The organism is Streptomyces sp. NPDC000404, assembly GCF_040300365.1.
GTDB lineage: Bacteria > Actinomycetota > Actinomycetes > Streptomycetales > Streptomycetaceae > Streptomyces > Streptomyces ramulosus.
Genome location: NZ_JBEPDN010000009.1, coordinates 261,049 through 285,263, shown reverse-complemented (window position 1 = coordinate 285,263; position 24,215 = coordinate 261,049). Strand labels below are relative to the sequence as shown.

The 24,215-nt window shown below is 73.2% G+C and carries 23 protein-coding genes and 1 pseudogene; 11 read left to right on the top strand and 13 right to left on the bottom strand.

Features of this window, described 5'->3' with window-relative positions; genetic code table 11:
- Positions 1 to 61: 61 nt before the first annotated feature.
- The 3 genes from ABT345_RS19685 to ABT345_RS19675 all read right to left on the bottom strand — a co-directional run bounded on the left by ABT345_RS19685 (position 62) and on the right by ABT345_RS19675 (position 3,661).
- Positions 62 to 1,066: a zinc-binding dehydrogenase gene (locus ABT345_RS19685; RefSeq protein WP_345089866.1), complete on the bottom strand. Its 1,005-nt coding sequence runs from the start codon at positions 1,064 to 1,066 to the stop codon at positions 62 to 64.
- A gap of 100 nt (positions 1,067 to 1,166) precedes the next feature.
- Positions 1,167 to 3,239, bottom strand: a complete 2,073-nt coding sequence (locus ABT345_RS19680) for a thioredoxin domain-containing protein (protein WP_345089869.1) — start codon at positions 3,237 to 3,239, stop codon at positions 1,167 to 1,169.
- A 188-nt stretch (positions 3,240 to 3,427) separates the two neighbouring features.
- A complete protein-coding gene (locus ABT345_RS19675) occupies positions 3,428 to 3,661 on the bottom strand; it encodes a response regulator transcription factor (RefSeq protein WP_345089872.1) in 234 nt (77 codons plus the stop codon).
- Positions 3,662 to 3,974: 313 nt separating this feature from the next.
- Between ABT345_RS19675 and ABT345_RS19670 the strand changes: the two genes are divergently transcribed.
- Positions 3,975 to 5,042, top strand: coding sequence for a helix-turn-helix transcriptional regulator (locus ABT345_RS19670; RefSeq protein WP_345089875.1), 1,068 nt, complete (start codon positions 3,975 to 3,977; stop codon positions 5,040 to 5,042).
- 498 nt (positions 5,043 to 5,540) lie between these two features.
- Here the strand turns inward: ABT345_RS19670 and ABT345_RS19665 are convergent, their stop codons facing one another.
- The 3 genes from ABT345_RS19665 to mca all read right to left on the bottom strand — a co-directional run bounded on the left by ABT345_RS19665 (position 5,541) and on the right by mca (position 7,449).
- Positions 5,541 to 6,071: a hypothetical protein gene (locus tag ABT345_RS19665; RefSeq protein WP_345089878.1), complete on the bottom strand. Its 531-nt coding sequence runs from the start codon at positions 6,069 to 6,071 to the stop codon at positions 5,541 to 5,543.
- 246 nt (positions 6,072 to 6,317) lie between these two features.
- On the bottom strand, positions 6,318 to 6,572 hold the full coding sequence (locus tag ABT345_RS19660; protein ID WP_345089881.1) for an RAMP4 family protein: 255 nt from the start codon (positions 6,570 to 6,572) through the stop codon (positions 6,318 to 6,320).
- 4 nt (positions 6,573 to 6,576) lie between these two features.
- Complete coding sequence (gene mca, locus ABT345_RS19655) at positions 6,577 to 7,449, bottom strand: mycothiol conjugate amidase Mca (RefSeq protein ID WP_345089883.1); 873 nt, start codon at positions 7,447 to 7,449, stop codon at positions 6,577 to 6,579.
- Between the two features lie 128 nt (positions 7,450 to 7,577).
- On the opposite strand from mca, the gene ABT345_RS19650 reads away from it, so the two are divergent.
- A complete protein-coding gene (locus tag ABT345_RS19650) occupies positions 7,578 to 7,994 on the top strand; it encodes a DUF4307 domain-containing protein (RefSeq protein ID WP_345089886.1) in 417 nt (138 codons plus the stop codon).
- 220 nt (positions 7,995 to 8,214) lie between these two features.
- A complete protein-coding gene (greA, locus tag ABT345_RS19645; RefSeq protein WP_345089889.1) occupies positions 8,215 to 8,712 on the top strand; it encodes a transcription elongation factor GreA in 498 nt (165 codons plus the stop codon).
- 89 nt (positions 8,713 to 8,801) lie between these two features.
- Here greA and ilvA read toward each other — a convergent pair whose 3' ends face one another.
- The gene (gene ilvA / locus ABT345_RS19640) at positions 8,802 to 10,061 is read right to left on the bottom strand and encodes a threonine ammonia-lyase (RefSeq protein ID WP_345089892.1); all 1,260 of its coding nucleotides are present in this window, start codon (positions 10,059 to 10,061) and stop codon (positions 8,802 to 8,804) included.
- Positions 10,062 to 10,228: 167 nt separating this feature from the next.
- Between ilvA and ABT345_RS19635 the strand changes: the two genes are divergently transcribed.
- Positions 10,229 to 10,729, top strand: a complete 501-nt coding sequence (locus ABT345_RS19635) for a MarR family winged helix-turn-helix transcriptional regulator (RefSeq protein ID WP_345089895.1) — start codon at positions 10,229 to 10,231, stop codon at positions 10,727 to 10,729.
- 88 nt (positions 10,730 to 10,817) lie between these two features.
- On the opposite strand, the gene ABT345_RS19630 is transcribed toward ABT345_RS19635, so the two are convergent.
- The gene (locus ABT345_RS19630; RefSeq protein WP_345089898.1) at positions 10,818 to 11,978 is read right to left on the bottom strand and encodes a cystathionine gamma-synthase; all 1,161 of its coding nucleotides are present in this window, start codon (positions 11,976 to 11,978) and stop codon (positions 10,818 to 10,820) included.
- Positions 11,979 to 12,117: 139 nt separating this feature from the next.
- On the opposite strand from ABT345_RS19630, the gene ABT345_RS19625 reads away from it, so the two are divergent.
- From ABT345_RS19625 to ABT345_RS19610, 4 genes and pseudogenes are all read left to right on the top strand, one after another.
- A complete protein-coding gene (locus ABT345_RS19625) occupies positions 12,118 to 13,257 on the top strand; it encodes a hypothetical protein (RefSeq protein ID WP_345089900.1) in 1,140 nt (379 codons plus the stop codon).
- Between the two features lie 181 nt (positions 13,258 to 13,438).
- Complete coding sequence (msrA, locus tag ABT345_RS19620) at positions 13,439 to 14,107, top strand: peptide-methionine (S)-S-oxide reductase MsrA (RefSeq protein ID WP_345089903.1); 669 nt, start codon at positions 13,439 to 13,441, stop codon at positions 14,105 to 14,107.
- A 791-nt stretch (positions 14,108 to 14,898) separates the two neighbouring features.
- A pseudogene (locus ABT345_RS19615) lies at positions 14,899 to 14,994 on the top strand (peptide-methionine (S)-S-oxide reductase MsrA); the annotation flags it as partial.
- 193 nt (positions 14,995 to 15,187) lie between these two features.
- The gene (locus ABT345_RS19610; protein WP_386459612.1) at positions 15,188 to 16,756 is read left to right on the top strand and encodes a S41 family peptidase; all 1,569 of its coding nucleotides are present in this window, start codon (positions 15,188 to 15,190) and stop codon (positions 16,754 to 16,756) included.
- A 48-nt stretch (positions 16,757 to 16,804) separates the two neighbouring features.
- On the opposite strand, the gene ABT345_RS19605 is transcribed toward ABT345_RS19610, so the two are convergent.
- Entirely contained in the window at positions 16,805 to 17,320 is a 516-nt protein-coding gene (locus tag ABT345_RS19605) for a hypothetical protein (RefSeq protein WP_345089906.1), read from the bottom strand.
- 154 nt (positions 17,321 to 17,474) lie between these two features.
- On the opposite strand from ABT345_RS19605, the gene ABT345_RS19600 reads away from it, so the two are divergent.
- Positions 17,475 to 18,110, top strand: a complete 636-nt coding sequence (locus ABT345_RS19600) for a hypothetical protein (RefSeq protein ID WP_345089909.1) — start codon at positions 17,475 to 17,477, stop codon at positions 18,108 to 18,110.
- A gap of 101 nt (positions 18,111 to 18,211) precedes the next feature.
- The gene (locus ABT345_RS19595; RefSeq protein WP_345089912.1) at positions 18,212 to 18,859 is read left to right on the top strand and encodes a GNAT family N-acetyltransferase; all 648 of its coding nucleotides are present in this window, start codon (positions 18,212 to 18,214) and stop codon (positions 18,857 to 18,859) included.
- Between the two features lie 129 nt (positions 18,860 to 18,988).
- Here the strand turns inward: ABT345_RS19595 and ABT345_RS19590 are convergent, their stop codons facing one another.
- The gene (locus tag ABT345_RS19590) at positions 18,989 to 20,194 is read right to left on the bottom strand and encodes a DUF2786 domain-containing protein (protein ID WP_386459674.1); all 1,206 of its coding nucleotides are present in this window, start codon (positions 20,192 to 20,194) and stop codon (positions 18,989 to 18,991) included.
- Between the two features lie 301 nt (positions 20,195 to 20,495).
- Positions 20,496 to 20,903 carry a MerR family transcriptional regulator gene (locus tag ABT345_RS19585; protein WP_345089918.1) on the bottom strand — a complete coding sequence of 136 codons (408 nt, stop codon included), beginning with the start codon at positions 20,901 to 20,903 and terminating at the stop codon, positions 20,496 to 20,498.
- A gap of 120 nt (positions 20,904 to 21,023) precedes the next feature.
- On the opposite strand from ABT345_RS19585, the gene ABT345_RS19580 reads away from it, so the two are divergent.
- Positions 21,024 to 22,097, top strand: a complete 1,074-nt coding sequence (locus ABT345_RS19580; RefSeq protein WP_345089920.1) for an alkene reductase — start codon at positions 21,024 to 21,026, stop codon at positions 22,095 to 22,097.
- 101 nt (positions 22,098 to 22,198) lie between these two features.
- Here the strand turns inward: ABT345_RS19580 and ABT345_RS19575 are convergent, their stop codons facing one another.
- Together ABT345_RS19575 and ABT345_RS19570 are read right to left on the bottom strand one after the other, a co-directional pair.
- Positions 22,199 to 23,503 (bottom strand): L,D-transpeptidase, encoded by a 1,305-nt coding sequence (locus tag ABT345_RS19575; RefSeq protein WP_386459607.1) that lies wholly within the window; start codon positions 23,501 to 23,503, stop codon positions 22,199 to 22,201.
- A gap of 341 nt (positions 23,504 to 23,844) precedes the next feature.
- Positions 23,845 to 24,192: a hypothetical protein gene (locus tag ABT345_RS19570; protein ID WP_345089926.1), complete on the bottom strand. Its 348-nt coding sequence runs from the start codon at positions 24,190 to 24,192 to the stop codon at positions 23,845 to 23,847.
- Positions 24,193 to 24,215 lie beyond the last annotated feature (23 nt).

Sequence of the window (24,215 nt, the reverse complement as noted above, 5' to 3'; positions counted from 1 at the left end):
ACCGCGGGGAGCGGGGCGGGGCGGAAGCCGGCAGGCGCACCCGGCCTCCGCCCCGCCGGGCTCACAACTCCACGATCACCGCGCCCATGTGACGGCCCTCGGTCAGCTCCCGCAGGGCGGCCGGGGCCTGCTCGATGCCGTGCAGCCGGCTGTGGGGGAAGGTGAACGTGCCGTCCCGCAGGCCCTTGCCGAAGCGGGCGTTCCACTCCGGGATCAGGTCCAGGTGGTCGTGGAGCGCGACGCCGCGCAGCGTGATGCCGCGGCCGAGCAGCGACGCCGTGTCGACCTCCAGCACGTCCGGGCCCTGCCCGCTCATCTGGGCGGCGAGCGAACCGACGACCGCGATCCGGGCACCGCGCTTGGCCACCGCGAACGCGGCGCGCAGCTGCTCGCCGCCGACGTTGTCGAAGACCGCGTCGACGCCGTCCGGGGCGAGGCGGCGCAGCTGCTCCTCGATCGGTCCGGCACCCCGGATCACCACGGCGTCGTAGCCGAGCTCCTCGACCAGGCGGTCGGCCTTGGCCTGCGAACCGGTGCTGCCGATGACGTGGGCGGCGCCCCGCTGCCGGGCGATCTGCCCGGCCAGCGTGCCGACGCCGCCGGCCGCCCCGCTGATGAACACGGTGTCCCCGGGCCGCACCTCGGCGCCCCGGACGACGCCCATCCACGCGGTCGGCCCCTGCGAGAGATGGGCGGCCGGGTCGGGCAGCTCCGCCGGGTCGATGCGCTGCACGGCCGCGGCGGCCGGCAGCGCGTACTCGCGCCAGCCGAGGCGGTGCTGCACCAGATCGCCGACGGCCACCTCGCCGCCGGGCGCGGCGACGACCTCGCCGATGGCCGGTCCGGCCGGCGGCGCACCCAGCGCGAACGGCGTGAGCGGCACCACGCTCGACTCGTCCATGAGGGTGCGCATCACGGCGGCGACGCTCATCAGGGTGTTGCGCACCAGAACCTGGCCGGGCGCGGGGTCGGGAACCGGCACCTCCACGATCTCGAAGAGCTCGTCGGTGACCGGGCCCTGGGGACGGGCCTTCAGGTGGACTTCACGTGCGGTGCGCTGCGTCATGTATCGATCTCACGCCCGATTACGCACCGGAGTCAACTCCGCCGTTGGACGGAGCACTTCCGACCGAGCGGCCGTCGACCCCACCGTCCGGGCCCGCCGGTCACCGCACCGTCCCGCGCAGCCGTCCGCTCAGCTCGTCCGGGTCGGTGACCGGCCGTTCGCAGGCGAAGTGGCGGCAGATGTACGCGGCGGGCGCGCCGTCGACCAGCGGCCGGTCCCGCAGCAGCGCGATCGCGTCGGCGTCGTCCGTGCCCGGCTCGCCGAGCGCGACGACCGCGCCGGGGGTGTTGCCGAGCAGCGCGGTGCGGTGCAGCGCCCGGGTGGCCGCACCGTCCGGCGGGCCGACGACGGCGATCTCCCGCGGCCCGTCCAGCGCCGCCTCGGCGACGGCCAGCCCCCAGCCGATGAACCGCGGTGCGCGCCCGGCCAGCGCCGTCACCACGGTGAGCGCCTGCTCGGCCGCCTCGCGGTGGGGGGCGCTGCCGGTGAGCGCCCCGTAGGAGAGCAGGGCGCCGGCGGCGGCGGTCCAGCCGGACGGGGTGGCGTTGTCCGTCGGGTCCTGCGGGCGGCGGATCAGCGCCTCCGCGTCCGCCGCCGTGTCGTAGAGCGAACCGTCCTCGGCCCGGAACTGCACCAGCACCGTGTCGAGGAGGAGGCCCGCGAAGTCCACCCAGACGCCCTCGCCGGTGACGGAGGCGAGGGTGAGGAAGCCCTCGGCGACGTTCGCGTAGTCCTCCAGGACGCCGCTGTTGTCGCCGGGTACGCCGTCCTTCGAGGTGCGGTGCAGCCGCGCCTGCCCGTCCATGTGGACGCGAACGAGCAGGTCGGCTGCGTCCGTGGCCGCCTGGATCAGGTCCGGCCTCTCGAAGTACGCGCCGGTCTCGGCGAGCGCGGCGACGGCCAGACCGTTCCAGGACGCGACGACCTTGTCGTCCCGCCCGGGCCGCGGCCGCCGCTCCCGCGCCGCCAGCAGCCGCTCCCGCACCGAGCGCACCCGCTCGGCGTCCACCGGGCCGACGCCGTCCGGCAGCTGCAGCACCGAGGCGCCCTCCTCGAAGGTGCCCTCCCGCGTCACCCCGAAGTACGCCGCGGCGAACTCCCCGTCCGCCTCCCCGAGCACCGCCCGCAACTGGTCAGGGGTCCATACGTAATAGGCGCCCTCGGCGTGGCGCCCGCTGCCCGGTGCGTCCTCACTGTCGGACGGGACCTCGCTGTCCGCGTCCAGCGCGGAGGCGAACCCGCCCTGGACGGTGCGCAGTTCCCGCACCATGAAGTCGGCGGTCGCCAGCGCGACAGCGCGGGCCGTGCTGGAGCCGGTGGCCCGCCACAGATGCGCGTAGACCCGGCAGAGCAGCGCGTTGTCGTACAGCATCTTCTCGAAGTGCGGCACGGTCCACGTCGCGTCGACGGCGTACCGCGCGAACCCGCCGCCGAGCTGATCGTGGATCCCGCCGCGGGCCATCGCCTCACACGTCGCCTCGACCATCTCCACGGCGCCCTCGGAGTCGGTACGCGCATGGTGGCGCAGCAGGAACTCCAACGCCATCGCCGGCGGAAACTTCGGGGCCCCGCCGAAACCGCCGTGCACGGCGTCGAAGTCCCTGGTCAGCGCCATCAGCGCGGCGGCCAGATCGCCCGGCCCCGGAGGCGCGTCGGCCGACAGCGACCCGGCGAGCGACCGCCCGGCCAGATCCTTGGCGATCCGCCCGGCGACCTCCCCGACCTCGCCGCGCCGCTCCGCCCAGGCGCTGCGCACGCCCTCCAGCACCTGCCGGAACGACGGCATCCCGTGCCGGGGCTCCGGCGGGAAGTACGTCCCGAAGTAGAAGGGCTCCCCGTCCGGCGTCATGAACACGGACATCGGCCACCCGCCCTGCCCCGTGGCCGCCTGCACCGCCTCCATGTAGACGGCATCGACGTCGGGCCGCTCCTCGCGGTCCACCTTCACCGACACGAAGTGCTCATTCATGAACGCGGCGGTCGCCTCGTCCTCGAAGCTCTCTTCGGCGAGGACATGACACCAATGACACGCGCTGTACCCCACACTCAGAAAAACGGGCACATCACGCCGCGCGGCCTCCGCCATCGCCGCCTGACCCCACGGCCACCAGTCCACGGGGTTGTCGGCGTGTTGGAGCAGGTAGGGCGACTGGGAGTTGGCCAGGCGGTTCATACCGGCATCGTCGCACGATCCGGTGCCCGGGAGCGGCAATCGGGAGCCGGGGCGGGCGGCGCGGCCTTGGCGGGTTCGATTCCCCCGCCGCTCCACCCGGCTCCGGTGAAACGGCGAGGGCCGGTCGCGGGCCCGGCCCGGCGGGAGGCCGCCGGGCAGAGCCCCGCGCCGGCCGCGGACCGTGACCTTCAGTACCCCAACCGGAAGGCGAGGGCGACGAGTTGGGTGCGGTTGGTCGCCCCGGTCTTGCTGCGCAGCCGCCGCAGGTAGGTGTCCACCGTGTGCGGGCTCAGCCCCATGCGGCGGGCGATCGTCCGGTAGGTCTCGCCCTGTACGAGGTGGCCGAGCACCTCTCTTTCGCGCGGGGTCAGTGACGACAGGTCGTCGAAGAGCGGGGAGGTGGGGGCGGGGAGGTTGCTCACGGCGACTCCTTGGCGGTCGGGGGAGGCGTACGGGAGGGTGGCCGGACACCGGGCAGGACCGGCCGCGCGACCGGGACGCGCCTCGTGCGGACGGGGGCCCTGCGGCGCACGGGCCCCGGATCCGTACGGCACGCTTCCCGGCCGGCGGCCATGTACGACGTGTCCCTGACAGTCGTCGACACGCCCTTCGCGCACCTCGTTGCAAGATCCTTCTGAGAGTTCCGGTTTGCTTATCCTGACGCCAGCGGCCAGGGGGCTCAGCAACATGCCTGGCAGTAACGCGATGCGGGGGCGAACGCGACAAGAGGGGACGATGGTGGCACCGGAAGAGCTACACAGGCTCAACGACCTGGACCTCGACGTGTATGCCTGGGTGCTGGAGCACCGCACGGGGGACGTGACGGCCATCGCCGCCGCCACGGGGCACACGATCAAGGCCGTCACGTCGAGTGTGAGCCGGCTGCGGAGTTCGCGCCTGCTGCACGTCGACCCGGACGACGCCGAAGCCGCCTACGTCGTGGCGCCGGACACCGCGGTGGCGCAGCTCGTGGCGCCCCTGGAGGCGCAGATCGGCGAGCGGCAGCGGGTCATCAGGGACATCCGCGAGAACCTCGGCCGCTTTCTGCCCTGCTATCTGCGCCGGCGCTCGAACCCCGAGTCCCTGGACGTCCTGGAGAACGTCCAGGACGTCCGCGGCGCCCTCAACCAGGCGTCCGTCACGTGCAGCCGGGAGGTGCTGAGCTGCCAGCCGGGCGGGGGCGCGCGGGTGCCGGAGGCGATGGAGGAGGCGTTGCGCCGCGACGAGACGATGCTGCGCCGGGGCATATCCATCCGCACCCTCTACCACCACACGGCCCGCTTCAACGGCCCGAGCCAGGCGTATGTCGTCGCCGCGTCCCGGCTCGGCGCGCAGTACCGCACCGCCCACGAACTCTTCGGCCGGTTCATCGCCTTCGACCGCGAGGTCGCCTTCATCCCGGTGGCCGACGGCAGTTGGGGCGCGGTGGTGATCCGCGAACCCTCCACCGTCGCGTACCTCTGCGACATCTTCGAGCGCACCTGGGACATGGCCACCCCCTTCTCCAGCACCTCGGGCCAGGACCTGGGGCAGGTGTCCCGCGAGATCAACGAAACGATCGTCCGCCTCCTGGGCGCCGGGCTCAAGGACGAGGCGATCGCCCGCCGACTGGGGATGTCACTGCGCACCGCCCGCCGCCACATCGCCGACATCATGGACGAGCTGGACGCGAGCAGCCGCTTCCAGGCAGGCGTGGCGGCCATGGCGCGGGGCCTGCTCGACCTGGACGGAAACGCCGCGGAAGAGCCCTGGCACGAGCCCTCGGCGAACGGTGACGTGCAGGGCGCGCCGGAAAGACACTGACCGCACGGGCGGCGGCTGCTCCACGCGGCCGCGTCACGGAGGTGACGGCCGGGCGCCGCGGAATGTCCGCACGTACACCACTCTTCACCGGTTCATGCGGGTACATCCGCGTACGCCCCCCGTCACGTTCAGGTCAGGCAACTTGATGAGTGCCGGAACGACCCCGTAGGCCGTGATCACCCCGTCAGAGTGGAGGTGGCGACGGACCTCAACCAGCTTTCCGCAAAGGCTGGTTGGACTGCCGTTACATGACCGAACTCCCGTGAGGATTGATCATGCCCAAGCGCTTAGCGTTCGCAGCCGCACCCGCCGTTCCCGCCTCCACGACCGTAGCCCAGGAACCGCTCGGCTACGCAGCGAAAACAGCGGATCGGTGGTATGTCGGCGGTCACACGGCCGCGGTCGACGGATCCGGGGACCCCGACGACACGTCCTGGGGCGGCTGAGCGCCACGGCAGGTCCCCGCGGGCCCACCGGGTGTGCGGCGCCTTCGCGGGTTCACTCCCCCTGACGGGCTTCCCCCGAGAGCCGGGTGACCACGTACCGCACCGCCACCGTCGACGTCATGTGACGGAACCGGCCGTCGGGGATGTACAGCACCTCGCCGGGCAGCAGCCGCCAGTGCAGCCAGGAGCGGCTGCCGCCCCCGGCCTCCGCGGCCGTCGTCCACGAACCGGCCCCTTCCAGCTGGTGCACCAGCATGTCGCCGCCTCCCCCGCCGCGCGGGTGGCCGCCCAGCGGCGGCGAGACGAACTGCTCCGACGAGCACGCCAGCCCGGTGCGGGCGGCCAGGTGGCGGGCGAGGTCGCGGAGGTCGGACGCGTCCCACGGGGAGGCGTCCGTGCAGCCCTGTGCGGGATGTTCGGCCTCCGGCCACAGCAGCCCGGGGGTCCGGCCCAGATGGACCGACAGGAAGAGCGCCAGCTCGTCCACGTGATCTTCGAGGGGGCTCCGGGCGCGGGCGCCGGAGGCATCGCGCCCGGACGGCTTCCCGTCCGATAGGAAATCCCAGTCGTACGACGCGTCCATCGAGCGCCCCTCACGTGATGACATGCCGGCGGTTCGCAGGACACTCGGCGAGTATTTTCCATACCGGCCGGGCCTGCTAGACACGACAACAAGTGACAGGGCGCACCGCGGCGGCCGGCCGACGGGCCGACGGGCCGGGCCGGCGGCCAGCCGGACCGGCGGCCAGCCGGACCGGCAGGCTCCGGCCCCGGGCGGCCCGGGGCCGGGCCCCGGGGCACCCCCCGCCCGGGCGGCCGGGCCCAGGAATCAGCCGGCGTCCGCCTCCCCCTTGGCGGGGGAGGCCGCGGAGGCGGAGGCGGGGGCCGTGGCTCCCGCCGTCTTCTCCTCGAAATCCACCTTCCCCATGTGGCGGTTCATGGACTTCATCAGCAGCCACACGGCGCCGCCGATGACCGCGAAGACGATGAAGCCGAGGATGCCGGGGGTCACCTTGTCCTTGTCGAACGAGTCGGCAAGGGTGACGAAGTGCGTCAGGGCGAGGGTGCTGGTCGCGCTCATCATGAGGTCAATTGTTGCGGATGCCCGCGAAGAGGTCGTCCTCGGGGAGGGATGTGTCGACGAGCGACTTCGCCAGCTCGTACTCCTCCGTCGGCCAGACCTCCTGCTGGATGTCCATCGGGACGCGGAACCAGCCGCCGTCGGGGTCGATCTGGGTGGCGTGGGCGATCAGCGCCTTGTCACGGATCCCGAAGAAGTCGGCGCAGGGAACGTACGTGGTCAGCGTGCGCTCGCGCCGCTCGAACTCCTTCCAGCGCTCCAGCCACTCGCCGTACGGGGACTCCAGGCCGCGGGCGAGCAGCGCCTCGTGGAGGGCGACGGTGCGGGGGCGGTTGAAGCCCTGGTTGTAGTAGAGCTTCTGCGGCTGCCAGGGCTCGCCGGCGGTGGGGTACTTCTCCGGGTCGCCGGCCGCCTCGAAGGCCACCATCGTGATCTTGTGGGTCATGATGTGGTCGGGGTGCGGGTACCCGCCGTTCTCGTCATAGGTCGTGATGACCTGCGGCTTGAACGAGCGGATCAGCTTCACCAGCGGCTCGGCCGCCGCCTCGACATCCTGAAGGGCGAAGCAGCCGTCCGGCAGCGGCGGCAGCGGGTCGCCCTCGGGCAGCCCGGAGTCGACGAAACCGAGCCACTCCTGCTTGACGCCCAGGATCTCCCGGGCCTCGTCCATCTCCTTCTTGCGGACCTCGTGGATGTGCTCCTCGATGTACGGGTCGCCCTGGAGCTTGGGGTTGAGGATGGAGCCCCGCTCCCCGCCCGTGCAGGTGGCGACCAGCACGTCCACCCCCTCGGACACGTACTTGGCCATGGTGGCCGCACCCTTGCTCGACTCGTCGTCGGGGTGGGCGTGGACCGCCATCAATCGCAGCTGCTCAGTCAAGACTCGATCCTCAGTAAAGGCTGGGAGAAGATGCCTCCTATAGTGACCGAAGCGAGGGGGCCGTGTATTCCCCGGACGGGAACCCGCGGGGCCGGACCCTCCCCGCCCCGGTAGCAGGAGGACAGAGCATGACCGCGGTACGCGACGGGCTTCCCGAAGGCCGCTACGGACGGTCCTCGAAGGGGCGGAACGACCGCGGGCTGAAGATCGTCGGCGGGGTGCTGGGAGCGGCGCTGCTCGGCGTGGTCGCCTGGAGCGGGATCTCGTACATCGGCGGCGAGAAGGTCAGCGGACGCGTGATCGCCTGGGCGGCGGTGCCGGACGGCACGGTGAAGGTGCATCTGGAGGTCGTCAAGGACCGCGACGCCACGGGCGTGTGCACGCTGCGGGTGCTCTCCGCGGACAAGGCCGAGGTGGGACGCAAGGACGTCACCGTCGGCGAGCGCGGGGAGCAGATCGACACCGAGGTGACGCTGCGGACGACGGGCCGGGCGACGGCGGCGGAGCTGGTCGGCTGTTCGTCCGCGTCCTCCGGCGGTCACTGAGCGCGAGGCCTCCGGCCCCCGGCATGCCCGGGCGATCGTCGGCCCGACGCGCGGTCACCCCTTCCGACCAGGGAATTCACGCTCAGGGAGGTTCCCTGAAGATTTCCTCTTCCCCGTTTTGTGCCGGAATTGTTAGGCTCGTGGTTTCGCCCACCCGTGAAGGCGCAATCCTTCCCTGGTAGGGCGTTTGATTTATCCCCAGTACCGACGAGGAGCACCTGTGACCCAGACCAGCGAAAGCGTCACCTGGCTGACCCAGGAGGCGTACGACCAGCTCAAGGCCGAGCTGGAGTACCTGTCTGGTCCCGCACGCGCCGAGATCACCGAGAAGATCGCGGCGGCCCGCGAGGAAGGTGACCTGAAGGAGAACGCCGGGTACCACGCGGCCAAGGAGGAGCAGGGCAAGCAGGAGCTTCGCGTGCGCCAGCTCACCCAGCTGCTGCAGACCGCGAAGGTCGGCGAGGCCCCCGCCGCCACCGGTGTCGTCGCTCCCGGCATGGTCGTCACCATCGCGTTCGACGGAGACCCGGACGACACCCTGGAGTTCCTGCTCGCCTCGCGCGAGTACGCCAGCTCGGACATCGAGACCTACTCGCCGCAGTCCCCGCTGGGCGAGGGCGTGAACGGCAAGAAGGTCGGCGCCGACGCGGAGTACGAGCTTCCGAACGGCAAGAAGGCCAGCGTGAAGATCCTCGACGCCAAGCCGTACTCGGGCTGATCACGCCGCCTGCCGGCTGATCCACGACGTCCGCGGAAGCGGCCCGGAGCACTCCGCTCCGGGCCGCTTTCCCGTGCCGCGACAAGCGCTCACTCCGGCTCCGACAGCGTGTAGCCCGCATCGCGCAGCGCCGCCGTGACCTCCGCGCGGTGCTCGGGTCCTGAGGTCTCCAGCTGGAGTTCCACCTCGACCTCGGTCAGGCCCAGGCGCGGGCCGGTGCGGACATGGCCGACGTCGAGGACGTTGGCGTCGGCCTGCGACAACACGCCGAGCAGCGTCGCCAGCGCCCCGGGGCGGTCGGTCAGCCGCAGCCGCAGCGAGAGGTAGCGGCCGGCGGCGGCCATGCCGTGGCGGAGGATCCGCTGCATCAGCAGCGGATCGACGTTGCCGCCCGACAGCACCGCGACGACCGGGCCCTCGAACGCCCCCGGGTCCGACAGCAGGGCGGCCACCGGGCTCGCCCCCGCGGGCTCCACCACCAGCTTCGCCCGCTCCAGGCAGAGCAGCTGCGCCCCGGCCAGCGCGTCCTCGGAGACCGTACGGACCTCGTCCACCAGCGCCTCGACGATCCGGAACGGGATGTCGCCGGGCCGCCCGACCTTGATGCCGTCGGCCATCGTCGCCAGCCCCTCGACCGCCACCGGGTGCCCGGCGGCCAGCGACGGCGGGTAGCAGGCCGCGCCCGCCGCCTGGACGCCGATGACCTTGACGTCCGGGCGCAGCGCCTTGACCGCGACGGCCACCCCGGCGGCCAGTCCGCCACCGCCGACGCCGACCACGATGCTGCGCACCTCCGGGCACTGCTCCAGGATCTCCAGCCCGACGGTGCCCTGGCCTGCGATGATGTCCCGGTGGTCGAAGGGGTGGATGAAGACCGCGCCGGTGCGCCGGGCGTACTCCTGGGCGGCGGCCAGCGTCTCGTCGACCACCTGGCCGTGCAGCCGCACCTCGGCGCCGTAGTCGCGGGTCGCGGCGACCTTCGGCAGCGGGGCGCCGACCGGCATGAAGACCGTGGAGCCCACCCCGAGCAGCGAGGCGGCGAGCGCGACGCCCTGCGCGTGGTTCCCGGCGCTGGCCGCCACCACTCCGGCCGCCCGCTCCGCCGCCGTCAGCCCGGCGATCCGGACGTAGGCGCCGCGGATCTTGAAGGAGCCGGTGCGCTGGAGGTTCTCGCACTTGAGGTGGACCGGGGCGCCGACCAGTCCGGAGAGGTAGCGGCTGCTCTCCAGGACGGTGGCCCGGGCGACGCCGGAGAGCAGTTTGTGGGCCTCACGGACGTCCTCGACGGTGAGCGCGGCCGCGCCGGCCAGGGGGGACGCGGGGTGCGGGGTCGACGTGTGGTCGGGCATGACGCCAGTCTGGCAGTCCGGCGGCCACCGGGCCTTTTCCGGCCAAGGTGCGGACAGGACGGGGGAACGGGGCCGGAGCGCGGCGGCTTCCGGCGGACGGTCCCCGGCCACTTCCGCGTAACCTTGTCCCCCGGTCCCTACGCCCCCCATGAAGCGAGCTCCCGGCCATGCCCACCTCTTCGGACATGACGACCCCCACCGATCCCGCCGTTCTGGACGCGCTGCAGCACCAAGTGGCCGTGTTCGCCCGCCGCGCCGAACAGAGCCGCCTCGGCGGGGTCGGCCAGGCGCGCAACTCCATGGACCGCGCCGCGTATCTGCTGCTCAACCGCCTGGACCAGGAAGGTCCGATGGGCGTCAAGGCGCTCGCCGCCGGGATGGGGATCGACTCCTCGACCGTCACCCGGCAGGTCGCGCCGCTGGTCGAGTCCGGGCTGGTCAGCCGTGCCACGCACCCCGAGGACGGCCGCGCGGTCGTCCTTCAGCTCTCCGAGCGCGGCCGCACCCGCCTCGGCGAGGTCCGGGCCTCGCGGCGCGCGCTGATGGAGATGGTCACCGACGAGTGGACGGAGGAGGAACGCGCCGTCTTCTGCACGCTGTTGACCCGCTTCAACGTCTCCCTCGCCGCCGTCACCGCGACGATGCCGCCGGCGGGCGCGGCCTCCTGAGCCCCGCGGCACACCGGGGCGCGCCGGAAACCGGCGCGCCCCGGTGGAAGCCCGTACGGCCTCCCCTGCGGGAGACCGCACCGGGTGCTCAGCCCAGCGCCTGGGTGAGGTCGGCCAGCAGGTCGTCGATCGACTCGATGCCGACGGAGAGCCGCACCAGGTCGGCGGGGACCTCCAGCGCGGAACCGGCGGTCGAGGCGTGCGTCATCCGGCCCGGGTGCTCGATCAGCGACTCGACGCCGCCCAGCGACTCCCCGAGGGTGAACAGCTTCGCCCGGTCGCAGACGTCGACCGCGGCCTGCTCGCCCCCGGCGACGCGGAACGACACCATGCCGCCGAAGGACCGCATCTGCTTGGCCGCGACCTCGTGCCCCGGGTGCTGCGGCAGCCCCGGGTAGTAGACCTGCGTCACCTTGGGGTGCGCGGTCAGCAGCTCCGCCACCCGGGCGGCGTTGGCGCTGTGCCGGTCCATCCGGATGGCGAGGGTCTTGATGCCGCGCATCACCAGCCAGGCGTCGAACGGCCCGGCGACCGCGCCCATCGCGTTCTGGTGGTAGGCCAGCTCCTCGCCGAGGGCGTCGTCACCGACCACGAGGGCGCCGCCGACCACGTCGGAGTGGCCGCCCATGTACTTGGTGGTGGAGTAGACGACGACGTCCGCGCCGAGCGCCAGCGGCTGCTGGAGGTAGGGGCTGGCGAAGGTGTTGTCGACGACGAGACGGGCGCCGGACTCCCGGGCGATGACGGCGAGCGCCGCGATGTCGCTGATGCCGAGCAGCGGGTTGCTGGGCGTCTCCACCCAGATCGCCTTCGTACGGGGGCGCAGCTCGGCCCGCACCGCCTCCGGGTCGGAGGTGTCGGCGACGGACCATTCCACGCCCCAGCGCTCCGCGACCTTGGCGAACAGCCGGAAGGTGCCGCCGTAGGCGTCGTTGGGGATGACGACGTGGTCGCCGGGGGTCAGCAGCGTCCGCAGCAGGCAGTCCTCGGCGGCGAGGCCGGAGGCGAAGGCCAGGCCGCGGCGGCCGCCGTCGAGGGCGGCGAGGTTCTCCTCCAGGGCGGTACGGGTCGGGTTGGCGCTGCGGCTGTACTCGTAGCCGCCGCGCAGCCCACCGACGCCGTCCTGCTTGTATGTGGACACCTGGTAGATGGGCGTCACCACCGCGCCGGTCGCCTCGTCGGGCTCCTGACCTGCGTGGATGGCGAGGGTTTCGAAGTGCTGGTGGCGCTGGTCGCGCTGTTCGCTCATGAACAGCGAGGGTAGTCGCCATCGGGCGGGACGATCTGCGGAACTTTCTGGTTCGCTGGGGAGTGGAGAGTGCAGGACGTGTGTACGCCACGCGTCCGCCGCTCCGCCCGCCGCCCTGCCTCCGACCGGGAAACGCCTCATGGACGCTCTGCTCGTACTCCTCGCCGCCGCCGCGTTCGGCGGTGTCGTCCTCCTGCCCTGGCTGCGGCGCCGCCGGGCCGCCGAGCAGTTCCGGCAGCAGGGCCCGCCGCAGGTCTCCGACCCGGTGGCGGGCTACGGCTTCGTCCCGCTCGATGCGCTGGACGTCCGCCTGCCGGGCCCCGACGAGGAGCTGGAGCGCGTCCTCGCGGAGATCCGGCGCGGCCACGACTGGCGCCCGGCGGCGGCGCTGCTGCGGGCCACCCCCGAGGACGACGAGCGGCGCTGGCAGCGCGTCCAGACGCTGGCCGGGGCGGCCGCCTTCGACCTCGCCCGGGAGCAGGACGCCCCGGACGCCGCGCCCGGTGCGCCGCACAGCGGCGGGGTGTGGCTGCGGCGCTGGCGGCTGGAGGACCCGAAGGACGCCGGGGGCGCGCAGACGCACGCCCAGTTCCTCGTCCTCCAGGCGCTGCGGGATCCGGGGTCGGAGGACTTCCGCATGATCCTGGAGGAGGCGCGGACGGTCTGCGGCGAGGCGGCCCTGCTGGCCCCGGGCAGCCCGATCCCGTACGTCATCGAGCTGGCCGTCGCCCGCGGGCTGCACGACCGCCCCGCCGACTACGCCGAGCTGTGGGAGAAGGTCGCCCGCCGCGCACCGCACCACATGGGCGCCCACCTCGCGGCGCTCCCGTACTGGTCGCAGAAGTGGCACGGCTCGCGCGAGGAGGCGGAGGCGTTCGCGGAGCGCGCCGCCGCCGGCGCACCGGCGGGCAGCCTGCTCCCGGCCCTGCCCCTCTTCGCCGTCTACGAGCACCTCCCCGAGGCCAACATGGTCCGCGGCCTCTACCAGAGCGCCGTGATCGAGCGGGCCGTCGAGGGCGCCCACTACGCCCTCCGCGAGGCCCCCGCGGACCACCCGATGGCCCCGCACGTCCGCCACCTGCTGATCTGGTTCCTGGTCCGCGCCGAACGCTACGGCGAGGCCCTGGAACAGCTGCGCGAGGTCGACGGCCACGTCGGCGCCGTCCCGTGGTCGTACGGCCACAGCCCCGCGGCGGAGTACGCGGCCTACCGCGCCCTCGCGGTGGCCGGCTGGGAGCGGAGCGGGGGGACGGCCACGGGCGGCATACGGCCGGAGTGAGGACGGGCGGGGCGCCATCGCACGGATGGCGGGCTTCGGCCGGGGCGGCCGGGAGCGCCCTCTGAGCTGCCCCGGCCGCCCGGAATTCCACCGCCCCGCCCGATGTTGCAGCTGAGGCCACCGTCCTCACGGCAGGCGGCCGCCTGCCGTGCCACGCCGTCCTCCCCGGAGCCTGATCGCGATGCTGTTCTCCCGCTTCCCCAACCACCTCCCGACCCCCGAGGAAGCCCTCAAGGGCCGCCCGGAGCGGGAGTTCGCCGTCCCCGAGCGGCACACCGTTCTCGGCACCTCCCTGCTCGGCCCGTACCCGCAGGGCACCGAGATCGCCGACTTCGGCCTCGGCTGCTTCTGGGGCGCCGAGCGGAAGTTCTGGCAGACCGAGGGCGTCCACACCACCCTCGTCGGCTACCAGGGCGGCCACACCCCGAACCCGACGTACGAAGAGGTCTGCAGCGGCCACACCGGCCACACCGAGGCCGTCCGCGTCGTCTACGACCCCGCCGTCGTCCCGTACGCCACGCTCCTGAAGCTCTTCTGGGAGTCCCACAACCCGACCCAGGGCTTCCGCCAGGGCAACGACGTCGGCACCCAGTACCGCTCCGCCCTCTACACCCACTCCCCCGCCCAGCAGCAGGCCGCCGAGGCCTCCCGCGACGCCTACGCCGAGGTCCTGCGCTCCCGCGGCTACGGCGACATCACCACCGAGATCCTGCCCGCCGCCGACCTCCCCTTCTACCCGGCCGAGGGGTACCACCAGCAGTACTTGGACAAGAACCCGGCGGGGTACTGCGGGATCGGGGGGACGGGGGTTTCGTGCCCGATCGGCGTGGCCAACTTCGATGGCCGCTGAGCGCCCTTCCCTGCCCGGTGACGTCGCGGCCACCATCGAGGCACTCCTCCCGCCAGGCACCCCTGCCCGGGAGGAGCTGCTTCGCCAACTGCCGCACACCGTGGTGAGCCGGCGGTGCGGCTGCGGGTGCGCGACCGTTGATCTCCTCGTGGACCGGTCGGCCGTACCCGGGGCCGCACTGCGTGAGGAAGACGCCCCGGTAGCCGCATCCGCAACATTCCACGTCCCTGGCACCCCGGAGGGAGCCGGAGTACTCCTCTTCGCCGCGGACGGCTACCTCTCCTGCCTGGAGGTGTACTCGGTCTCCGACGTTCCTGTCAGGACGTGGCCCGACCCGCGGACGCTCACGCTCGATTCCGACCATGTGCCCCACGGCGAGTGAGCACGGGAGCCTCTTCCTGGGCCGGGTGAGGCCCGCGGCGAGGGCAGCCCGTCGCAAGCGACTGGCGATACCAGCACCGTCTCTCGCGCGAGATCAACGGGTACTGCGGGCTGGGCGGGGGCAGGGGCGTCCTCCCGCGGGTGTTGCCAAGGCGGATCCTGAACTTGCCCAACGGGGAGTGGACTTCCCGTCTCATCATGGCGACGCCGCTGTACGTCCGGTACGCCTCGCGCACGCCCTTGCGCTGGCTCACAAGGCTGCGCCTCCATCGCGGTCTCTGCCGTCGGTATGGCCGGCCTCTGTGGCAATGGCGCCCCGCCCCACCGCGGCAAGACCGGAACCGCCATTACGAGCCCAGCCCAGCCCAGTCGACGCAGTCGGACCAGCGCTCGTCGCAAGTGCCCTCTGCAACCAGCAGTACCGCGATGAGAACCCGGCGGGGTACTGCGGGTTCGGGGGGACGGGGGTTTCGTGCCCGGTGGGGGTGGCCCGGGCCGGCGGGTGAGCGTCGGGCGGCGCCTGCCTCGCCGTGTGGTGCGTGGCGTCGGCCCGTCCGGTGACGCCCTGCCCCGCCCTCCGGGGTGGGGCCAGCCCCCCTGTGCCTCGGCCGGTCAGCCGGATTCCTGGTCGGGCCGCCGTCGCGGATCCTGGCTGACAGGAGCTCACAGGAGCTGAGAAGGCCGACGGGGAGGGCGAACGTGCACATCAGGAGTGAGGCGGGGAGCGGGCGCGGGAAGCGGGCGTGGCGGAAGGGCGCCGCGGTGGCTGTGCTGCTCGCCGTCGCGGCAGGCACCGCGGCGGCCGCGGGGCCCGTCGCCGCCGCGTCGTACGGGGCCGACCGGGTGGACGGCGTATGGCGCGCCGACGGGTACGGCACCGTGCTCGCCCTGCACGACGGGCGGCTGCAGGAGTACCAGACGACCACCACGAGCTGTCTGCCCGGCGACACCGCCCAGCGGACGAGCGGCAACAGCACCGGCACCGGCACCGGCACATCCAAGGCCGACTCCCACACCAACGCGAACGCCGACGCCAACGCCAACGCCAACGCCAACGCCAACGCCAACGCCAACGCCAACGCCAACGCCAACAAGACAGGTACCGGCACCGGCACCGTGACCTACACCGGCGACGACGCGACCGTCTACCGGATACGCCCGGCGGCGGACGGCACCAGCGCCACCCTGCACTTCGACGGCTCGGTCGGGGACCGCGCCCTGCGGCGCATACCGGCGCTGCCCGACCGCTGCGCGGAGACGGCGCCGAAGGGGGCCGTGGCCACCTTCGACGTCTTCTGGCGGACCTTCCGGGAGAACTACCCCTTCTTCGCCGCCAAGCGGATCGACTGGCAGGCGGTCCGGGACCGCTACCGGGCCCAGGTGCACGACGGGATGACGCCCGCCGAACTCTTCGCCGTCCTCCGGGAGATGGTGCGCCCGCTGCACGACGCGCATGTGTCCCTCGACGCCGGTGACACCGGATTCTTCGCGCAGAGCCGCCCCGGCACCACGATCCCCTCCCCCACGCTCGATCAGCAGGTCCAGCGCTTCGTGGAGCGGCGCGACCTCGGCGACGCGCGGCTCCGGCGCTTCGCCAACGGCCGTATCGGCTATGCCCGGTTGCCCGACGGCACCGGCTATCTGCGGATCTCCGGCTTCGGCGGATACGACGCCGGCAGCCCCGCCCACGCGCGCAACAGCGCCGCGCTGGACCGCGCGCTCAGCGAGGCCATCCGGCCGGGGCTGCGGCACCTCGTCCTGGACCTGCGGATCAACGGCGGCGGCTCGGACGCGCTGGCGCTCCAGGTCGCCGAACGCCTCACCGACCGCCCCTACCTCGCGTACACCAAGCGGGCCCGCAACTCACCCGTCGACGCGGGGCGCTTCACCCACCCGCAGCGGATCCCCGTACGGCCGTCGCCCGACCGGTTCCGGTTCACCGGCCCGTTGGCGGTGCTGACCGGCGGCGAGACCTACAGCGCGGGCGAGACCCTGACCCAGGCCCTGATGCAGCGCCCGTCCCGGACCGTCCGGGTCGGCCGGAACACCCAGGGCGTCTTCTCGGACGTCCTGGAGCGGAGGCTGCCGAACGGCTGGACCTTCGGCCTGCCGAACGAGGAGTACCTCACGCCGTCCGGCACCACCTTCGACGGCCCGGGCATCCCTCCGGACATCCGCACGGGCGACTTCCTCCAGGAGGTCGCGACGGACGCCCGGGACTCGGCCTTCACCCGGGCTCTCACGGCCCTGCGCCGCCACGGGCGGTAGCGGATCGCCCGGGCGGAGGGTGAGCCACCGCGACGGGTCGGTGGCGCTTCACGGGCCGGACCGGCCGAAGGCCGAGGTGGCCGGGCGCGTCCAGAAGGTCACCGTCGGCCCGTAGGAACCGTCCTCCTCGTCGCTCACCTCAACCGTGATCTTCCGTTCCGGATGGCGTACGGACAGCACGCCCCGCCAGCACTCCCCCAGAGCCAGCGCGAGCTGAGGCAGCTCTTCACCAAGCCGATCGCCGTCGGTCAGCGGGGTGTTGGCGAACGTGTCCCACAACTCCACATGGTTGACGACGGCTTCGATGCGCTGCCGGTCGTCGCCCGGTTTCGCGAACCAGTCGTCGACGGTGCCCCGGCAGAAGCGCTCCTTGAGGAACACGCACCCCCGGTACGCCACCGTCTCGGGGCAGAACAGCCAGGCCGCCACCAGGACGGCACGCAGACCGCCCTCGAAGTCCAGGTAGTGGGCCGGGGAAAGCCCCTCGTCCCGCCACTCGGCGCGCCACCGCCGGAAGAACGCCGGCGGCGTGCGCTCGGCCCACACCGGATTGCTGCCGCTCACGGATCCCCCCGGCCCGGCCGATCGGCCACGTAGGCGAGCATGGAGATCAACCATAGAAGGCCGGACTCGCGGGCCCCGCGATAGCGTCGGGTCGCCCCTTCTCCGGGGCGCCGCACACCGGCCCGCCAACCGATCCGACAACGAGGGCAGCCGCATGAACGACGAGGCAACGGCAGCGCGTTTCGACGGGAGGCCGTCCGTCGAGTTCGACCTCGGTGCGTTCTCCGCGCACCACGTCGGACGTATCACCTGGCTGGCCGAGGAGTTGGGATACCGGCTCAGCGCCGAGGAGCGGCCCGGGAAGGGGCAGTACCGGCTCCGGTACACGCGGGACGACAGTCCGCTCGCGCGGCAGCGGGCGCAGGCGGCCCTGGCCCGGGCGCGGGCGGCGGGCAGTTGGCTCGCGGTGGCGGCGGCGCCCGCGGCTCCCGGGGCGCCCGCGACTCCCGTGCAGCCCTTCGCCCTGAACCTCGTCACGCCGCTGCGCGCCGCGCGGGCGGAGCGGCTCGTCGCGTTCTACGAGGAGACATCCGCCGCTCGGACCCCGCTCCTGCTCATCGCCGTCGCCACCGGTTTCGCCGTACTGGCCGCGGCCGTACGCGAGACGCTGCCCCTCTGTGCGGCGTTCGGCCTCCTGGGGGTGGTGAGTCTGGTGGGCGCCGCGCTGGCGCCGCGCCTTCTGCGGAAGAGCTATGACGCGAATCTGCGCCTAGTGGAGGAGCACCGGCGGCAGCAGGCGGCCCGCTTCCCGGTGCGGCCGCCGGTGGCGCCGCCGCCCTTTCCGGGGTGAGAACGGGGCGGGAGAGGGCGGGTCGGCCCACCGCCCGCGCGCGGCGTCCGCCCGCCCAAACCGGTGGCCTCGATGGCTGGGGATCGGAAGAATCCCTGGTCATGACCTTACTGACGCATTGGCCGCTTGCCGGGCTGCGGCTGTTCACGCCGCGGCTGGAGTTGCGGTTGCCGGATCCGGAGGAGCTGGCCGCACTGGCCTCGTTGGCCGCCGAGGGGGTGCACGATCCGGCGGTGCAGCCGTTCCCCGTGGCGTGGACCGATGTCGGGCCCGAGGAGCGTGCGCGGAGTGTCCTGCAGTTCCACTGGCGCGGCTTGGGCGCGTGGCGGCCGGAGGACTGGGAGCTGAACCTGGTCGTCGTACGGGACGGCACCGTCGTGGGGACGCAGGGCATCAGCGCCCGGGACTTCCCGGTCCGCCGTGAGGTGGACACCGGCTCCTGGCTGGGCCTGGCCCACCACGGCCAGGGTCTGGGGACCGAGATGCGCGCGGCCGTCCTCCATCTGGCCTTCGCCGGGCTCGGCGCGCAGCACGCCGTCTCCGGGGCGTTCGCCGACAACGCGGCCTCGCTGGCGGTGTCGCGCAGGCTCGGCTACGAGGACGACGGCGTGGAACGTCATGTCGTACGCGGTGAACCGGCCGTACTGCGCAGGCTCCGCCTCACCGCCGAGCGGTGGCGGCAGCACCGGACGGTCCCGGTGGAGACGGCGGGGCTGCCGGAGTGCCTGCCGTGGTTCGGGGTGGCGTGAGCGGGTAGCGGGCCGCGGGCCGTCCGGGTGAGCCGAGGCCGTCCGCGTAGACCGGAGCCTCCGGGTACACCGGGACCGTCCGGCTGCGCCGGGGCCATCCAGGCGCGGGAAACCCTCGCGGAGCGCCCCTCAGCCCTCCCCCCACCGCGCCCGGTCCGCCGCCGCCCGGCCCTGGCGCCAGCCCTCCGCGTCGTTCAATCCGCGGAGGCGGACAGGCGACGTGTCGGGGAAGAGGGTGCCGGTGGTCTCCTCGACGGCCAGGGCGCGGGCGGCGAGGACGGGGAGGAGGCCGCCGGTCGCTCCCGCGTCCGCGCCGGTGGCCGCCTCGGTCGTGGCGGTCTCGGTGGCTGCGGTCAGGCGGGTGCGGACGCGGTCGGCGTAGGCGACGAGGAAGGTCTGGCGGAAGTCGCGGGTGCGGCGGGCGCGGCCGCGGGTGTGGTGGACGTCGGCGGCGCGGTGCATGGCGGTGGTGGCCTGGAGGAGGAGGGAGGTGTAGAGCAACTCCGTGGCCTCCAGGTCGGGTTCGTAGCCGACGAGGGTGGAGAAGGCGGTGTCGGAGGACCAGACGGCCCGGCAGCGGTTGGCGGTGGCGACGGCGTCGAGGAGGAGGGCCTTGGCCTGTTCGTACGGGCCCTCTATGCCGATGCGGATCGCGGTGGGGCCGCCGCCCGCGGCCGCGCCGGCCCCGGCCAGCAGCGCCTCGTCGATGCTGTGACGGGCCATCAGTTCCTGGGCCTTGGCGGACAGCGCCTCGGCCTCCTCGGCGTAGTCGGTCGCCTCGGCCTTGGCCAGCAGTCCGCGGATCCGGCCGAGGGCGCGGGAGGCGCCCGGGGACGCGGTGCGGGCGGCGGGCGGCGGGGCGGCCGGGAGCGGGGCGAGGCGCGGCAGCCGGGCGAGGGCGCGCAGCGCGAGGAGGACGGTGTACGTGATCTCGAAGCGGGTGGCGCGGCGGCGGGCGGCGAGCGCGTCGAGGTAGCCGCCGTCGGACTGCCACCAGACCTCGGCGCCGAGCCGGCGCAGCTGGGCGTCCCAGCGGTCGGTGGCGGCCGGCGGGCGGGTGCCGCGGCGGGCATCGGCGGCGATGGCGTCCACGACCATTTCGGCGTGCGCGGGGTCGGTGGCGTCGCGGCGGACGATGCGTTCCAGGTCGGCGGGTTCCCAGCCGCCCGCCCAGCAGCGGCGTACGGCGTCGGCGGCGGCGCGCAGGACGGCGGCGGAGACGGCTTCCGCGCCCTCGGGGGCGGCGGCGAGCCGGGAGGCGCCCGCCTCGGCGGCGTCCTCGGCTTGTGTGCCGTCGGCGGCGTAGCGGACGGCGCCGAGGACCTCGCCGACCAGCGCGTCGGCGTCCGGGCCCCGGCCGTCAGCGGTCCGGCCGGACGAACCGCCTCCGGAGCGACCGCCACGGCCGCCGGCGCCCCGGCCACCGCCCGCACCGGCCCGCTCACCGCCACCCGTACGGGACCTCCGGTCGCCGCCCGTACGGGACCGCCGATCCGCACCCGTACGGGACCGCCCCTCGCCCCCGGAGGAGCCCGCTCCGGCTCGGCCGTCCGCGGACCGCCCCCGGCGGTCTCCGTCGCCCCCGGGACGCCCGTCCGCGTCCGCCCGTCCGCTGTCCATACGCCCGCTCACCAGGTCACTGTACGGAGGGCCGGCAGGCCGCGGTGGCGTCCCCCTGGCCCGTCCGCAGCTGCTCGCGGTAGGTGCGCGCCTTGGCCATCACGGTGTCGAGGGCGTCGCGGGTGCGGATGAGGTCGGCGATGTGGGCGGTGAGCCGGTCGCGTTCCTGGGCCATCCGCACCAGGGCGGAGTCGGAGTTCTCCGTGCTGGGCGCGTCGGCGCAGGGCAGCAGTTCGGCGATGACGCGGCTGGAGAGGCCCGCCGCGTACAGCTGCTGGATGAACAGGACCCGCTCGATGTGGGTCTCCTCGTAGTGCCGCTGGCCGCTGGGGCTGCGGGCGCTGTGGAGCAGGTCCTGCTCCTCGTAGTAGCGCAGGGACCGGACGCTGACGCCGGTCCGTGACGCGAGTTCCCCGATCCGCACGACAGCCTCCGCCCCGCCCGTGGCGTGCGCCACAGCGCTTGCCTCTCACATGGATGTCAGGTTTTAGCGTAGCCGCTGTGCCCGATGCGCGGGCACCGCGGACTGCGAAGGAGCCCGGACATGACCACCCTCTTCTCCGGTTACCGGCTCGGTGAGATGACGCTGCCCAACCGGGTGGCGATGGCCCCGATGACCCGCGTCCGGGCCGCCGCGGGCGGGCTGGCGACGCCGTCGATGGCCGCCTACTACGCCCAGCGCGCCACGGCCGGGCTGCTCATCAGCGAGGGGGTGCAGCCGAGCCTCATCGGGCAGTCCAACCCGGGGACGCCCGGGCTGTACACCGATGAGCAGGTCGCGTCGTGGCGCCCGGTGACCGACGCCGTGCACACCAACGGCGGCCGGATCTTCGCCCAGATCATGCACGGCGGCCGGGTCTCCCACCCCGAGACCATCGGCATGCAGCCGGCCGGCCCCTCGGCCGTCCCCGCCGTCGGCAACGTGTTCACCCCGTCCGGGCGGCAGCCCGCCCCGGTGCCGCGCGCCCTGGAGAGCGCCGAGGTGCCCGAGCACGCGCGGTCGTACGCCCTGGCCGCCCGGCGCGCGGTCGACGCCGGCTTCGACGGGGTGGAGCTGCACGGCGCCAACGGCTATCTGATCTCGCAGTTCCTCTCGTCCAACGCCAATCTGCGGACCGACCGTTACGGCGGTCCGGTGGCGCACCGCATCCGGTTCGCCGTCGAGGCGACCGCCGCCACCGTCGAGGCGGTGGGCGCGGCCCGCACCGGCATCCGGCTCTCGCCCGGCACCGGCTTCTGGGGCGTGGAGGAGCGCGACGTACCGGAGCTGTACGCCGCCCTCCTGGCCGAACTGGCCCGCCTGGATGTGGCGTACGTCCATCTGGAGGCGACCGCCGACGACGAGCTGCTGCTCGCGCTGCGCCGGTCCTGGCCGGGCGCGCTCATCATGAATCCGGTGCTGCCGATGGGCCGGGAGCAGACCGGGCGGGCGGACGCCGACCGCTGGCTCGGGCTCGGCGCCGACCTGATCAGCTTCGGCCGCGCCTACATATCCAACCCCGACCTCGTCGAGCGGCTGCGCGCCGGCCACCCGCTCGCGCCCGCCGACGAGGCCACGTACTACGAGGGCGGCGACCGGGGCTATCTGACCTATCCGGCCTACTCGTACCCGGCCTGACGCGGCCCCGGAGACGGCGGAGCGGCGGCCGGTCCGTGCCGGTCGCCGCTCCGCAGGTGCGCGCTCCGCCGGGGCTCAGAGGGCCTCGGCGGGAGCCCTGGTCAGGAGGGAGAGCCGCCCAGGGCGCTGCCCGCCACCCACTGCTGCCAGCTCATGTTCCACCCGTTGAGGCCGTTCTCCGGCTGGATCGTGCGGTCCGGGGAGTTGACGACGGTGACGACGTCGCCGATCAGCGAGTGGTTGAAGAACCACGCGCCGTCCGTGGACGGGTCGCCCGCGCCCTTGGCGTCCGGCAGGCCGATGCAGCCGTGGCTGGTGTTGACGTTGCCGAAGATGCCCTTGCCCCAGTAGTTGCCGTGGATGAAGGTGCCGGAGGTCGACAGGCGCATGGCGTGCGGGACGTCGGGGATGTCGTACTCGCCCTTGCCGTCGTTGTTGGTGAAGCCGACGGTGGAGCCGTCCATCCGGGTCTGCTCGTACTTCTCGGAGATGACCATCCGGCCGTTGTAGGTCGGGTGGTCCGCGCTGCCGGCCGAGATCGGGATGGTCTTGAGGGTCTTGCCGTCGCGCACGACCGTCATCAGGTGCGTCTTCGCGTCGACGGTGGAGACCTGGGAGCGGCCGACGTGGAAGCGGACGGTCTTGTTCTGGATGCCCTGCACACCGGGCGACGCCTCCACGCCGCCGAGCGCGAGCTTCACGGTGATGTCGGAGTTCGCCTTCCAGTACTCCTGGGGGCGGAAGTCGAGGCGGGTGTCGTCGAACCAGTGGCCGACGACCTTCTGGTTGCTGCTGGCCGCGACGGTGATCGCGGACTCGACGGCCTTCTTGTCCTTGACCGGCTTGTCGAAGTGGAGCGAGACCGGCATGCCGACGCCGACGGTGGAGCCGTCCTCGGGCGTGAAGTTGCCGATGAAGCTGTTCGCCGGGGAGACGGTGGTGAAGGTGGAGTTCTCGACCGCCTTGCGGCCCGCGGAGTCCACGGCGTGCGCGGTGATCTTGTACTGGGTCGCACGCGCGAGGTCCTGCGAAGGGGTCCAGGACGAGCCGTCGGCGGCGAGCGTGCCGGCGACGGTCTTCTTGGACTCGACGGCGGTCATGGTGACCGAGGTGAGCTTGCCGCTCTTGACGGTGACCTTCGCGTCCTTGCTGATGCCCGCGGTGGACGAACCGTCCTTGGGGGTGATCTTGATCTTGGCGTGTGAGGCGTCCTGCGCCGCGGCCTCGTCGACCTGCCGAGCCCTGTCGTGTGCCGGGGTGGAGGCACCGCCGCCCGCGTGGCTGTCGCCGCCGCCCACGCCGCTCGCACTGCCGCAGGCCGAGAGCACGACCACGCCCCCGGCCAGCGCGGCGGTGGCTATGAAGCCCTTGCGGCGCTTGCTGTCCGTCATCACACGCTTCTCCATTGGTCCGATAGGAATCCCCGAGCAGCAGACCGGGTGCAGCCTCCCCGGCCGACGTCCAGGAAACGCCATTTTTCCCGTGCCATGCGCCGGATCCGGACAAAGTGTGGGCAAGGACACCCAACGCGGGCACACGCCCCGAAGACCCCGTGGATCACGCCCGGAACCCGCCCCGGGCCCACGGTTCCGGGCCCGTACGGGACACGGCCCCCTCCTCTCAGGAGACGTGAATCGGCCCTCGTACGACGGGTGTCGTACGAGGGCCGCGGGGGCGCCGGGGCGGGGGCGCGGGGCTCCCGGAGGGCGCACGGACAGCGGTCACGCTCCGTGAGGGCGGGGCCGGATCAGACCTCCTCCTCGACGGGGACGGCATCGCTCGCCAGATCCCACTCGTCGGCGTCCCACGCCGCGTCGAGATCGTCGTCGGACCGCTCCTCGCAGCTCCAGGAGGCCTGCGCGAGGGTCGTGCCGGGGACGGTGGTGACCAGGTCGGACGGGTCGACGAGGTGGGCCAGCGCCTCCGCCGGGTCCTCCCGCACCGCTTCCTGGGCCTGCCGGCGCCCGCCGTCCGGGAGGGAGGGGTCGGCGGCGACGTGGTCGAGCGCCGCGGCGGTCAGCAGACCGGCGTCGGTGACCTCCATGACCAGTTCGATATGAAGCCGTACAAACCGTGATGTCTCGCCATTGCTCATGAGACGGAGGGTAAGCACTGCGG

Excerpts from the sequence above, each read along its gene's own strand:
- ABT345_RS19685 (WP_345089866.1), bottom strand. The coding sequence starts at position 1,066 with ATGACGCAGCGCACCGCACGTGAAGTCCACCTGAAGGCCCGTCCCCAG.
- ABT345_RS19680 (WP_345089869.1), bottom strand. The coding sequence starts at position 3,239 with ATGAACCGCCTGGCCAACTCCCAGTCGCCCTACCTGCTCCAACACGCC.
- ABT345_RS19670 (WP_345089875.1), top strand. The coding sequence starts at position 3,975 with ATGGTGGCACCGGAAGAGCTACACAGGCTCAACGACCTGGACCTCGAC.
- ABT345_RS19665 (WP_345089878.1), bottom strand. The coding sequence starts at position 6,071 with ATGGACGCGTCGTACGACTGGGATTTCCTATCGGACGGGAAGCCGTCC.
- ABT345_RS19660 (WP_345089881.1), bottom strand. The coding sequence starts at position 6,572 with ATGATGAGCGCGACCAGCACCCTCGCCCTGACGCACTTCGTCACCCTT.
- ABT345_RS19650 (WP_345089886.1), top strand. The coding sequence starts at position 7,578 with ATGACCGCGGTACGCGACGGGCTTCCCGAAGGCCGCTACGGACGGTCC.
- ilvA (WP_345089892.1), bottom strand. The coding sequence starts at position 10,061 with ATGCCCGACCACACGTCGACCCCGCACCCCGCGTCCCCCCTGGCCGGC.
- ABT345_RS19635 (WP_345089895.1), top strand. The coding sequence starts at position 10,229 with ATGCCCACCTCTTCGGACATGACGACCCCCACCGATCCCGCCGTTCTG.
- ABT345_RS19630 (WP_345089898.1), bottom strand. The coding sequence starts at position 11,978 with ATGAGCGAACAGCGCGACCAGCGCCACCAGCACTTCGAAACCCTCGCC.
- ABT345_RS19625 (WP_345089900.1), top strand. The coding sequence starts at position 12,118 with ATGGACGCTCTGCTCGTACTCCTCGCCGCCGCCGCGTTCGGCGGTGTC.
- msrA (WP_345089903.1), top strand. The coding sequence starts at position 13,439 with ATGCTGTTCTCCCGCTTCCCCAACCACCTCCCGACCCCCGAGGAAGCC.
- ABT345_RS19600 (WP_345089909.1), top strand. The coding sequence starts at position 17,475 with ATGAACGACGAGGCAACGGCAGCGCGTTTCGACGGGAGGCCGTCCGTC.
- ABT345_RS19595 (WP_345089912.1), top strand. The coding sequence starts at position 18,212 with ATGACCTTACTGACGCATTGGCCGCTTGCCGGGCTGCGGCTGTTCACG.
- ABT345_RS19580 (WP_345089920.1), top strand. The coding sequence starts at position 21,024 with ATGACCACCCTCTTCTCCGGTTACCGGCTCGGTGAGATGACGCTGCCC.
- ABT345_RS19575 (WP_386459607.1), bottom strand. The coding sequence starts at position 23,503 with ATGGAGAAGCGTGTGATGACGGACAGCAAGCGCCGCAAGGGCTTCATA.
- ABT345_RS19570 (WP_345089926.1), bottom strand. The coding sequence starts at position 24,192 with ATGAGCAATGGCGAGACATCACGGTTTGTACGGCTTCATATCGAACTG.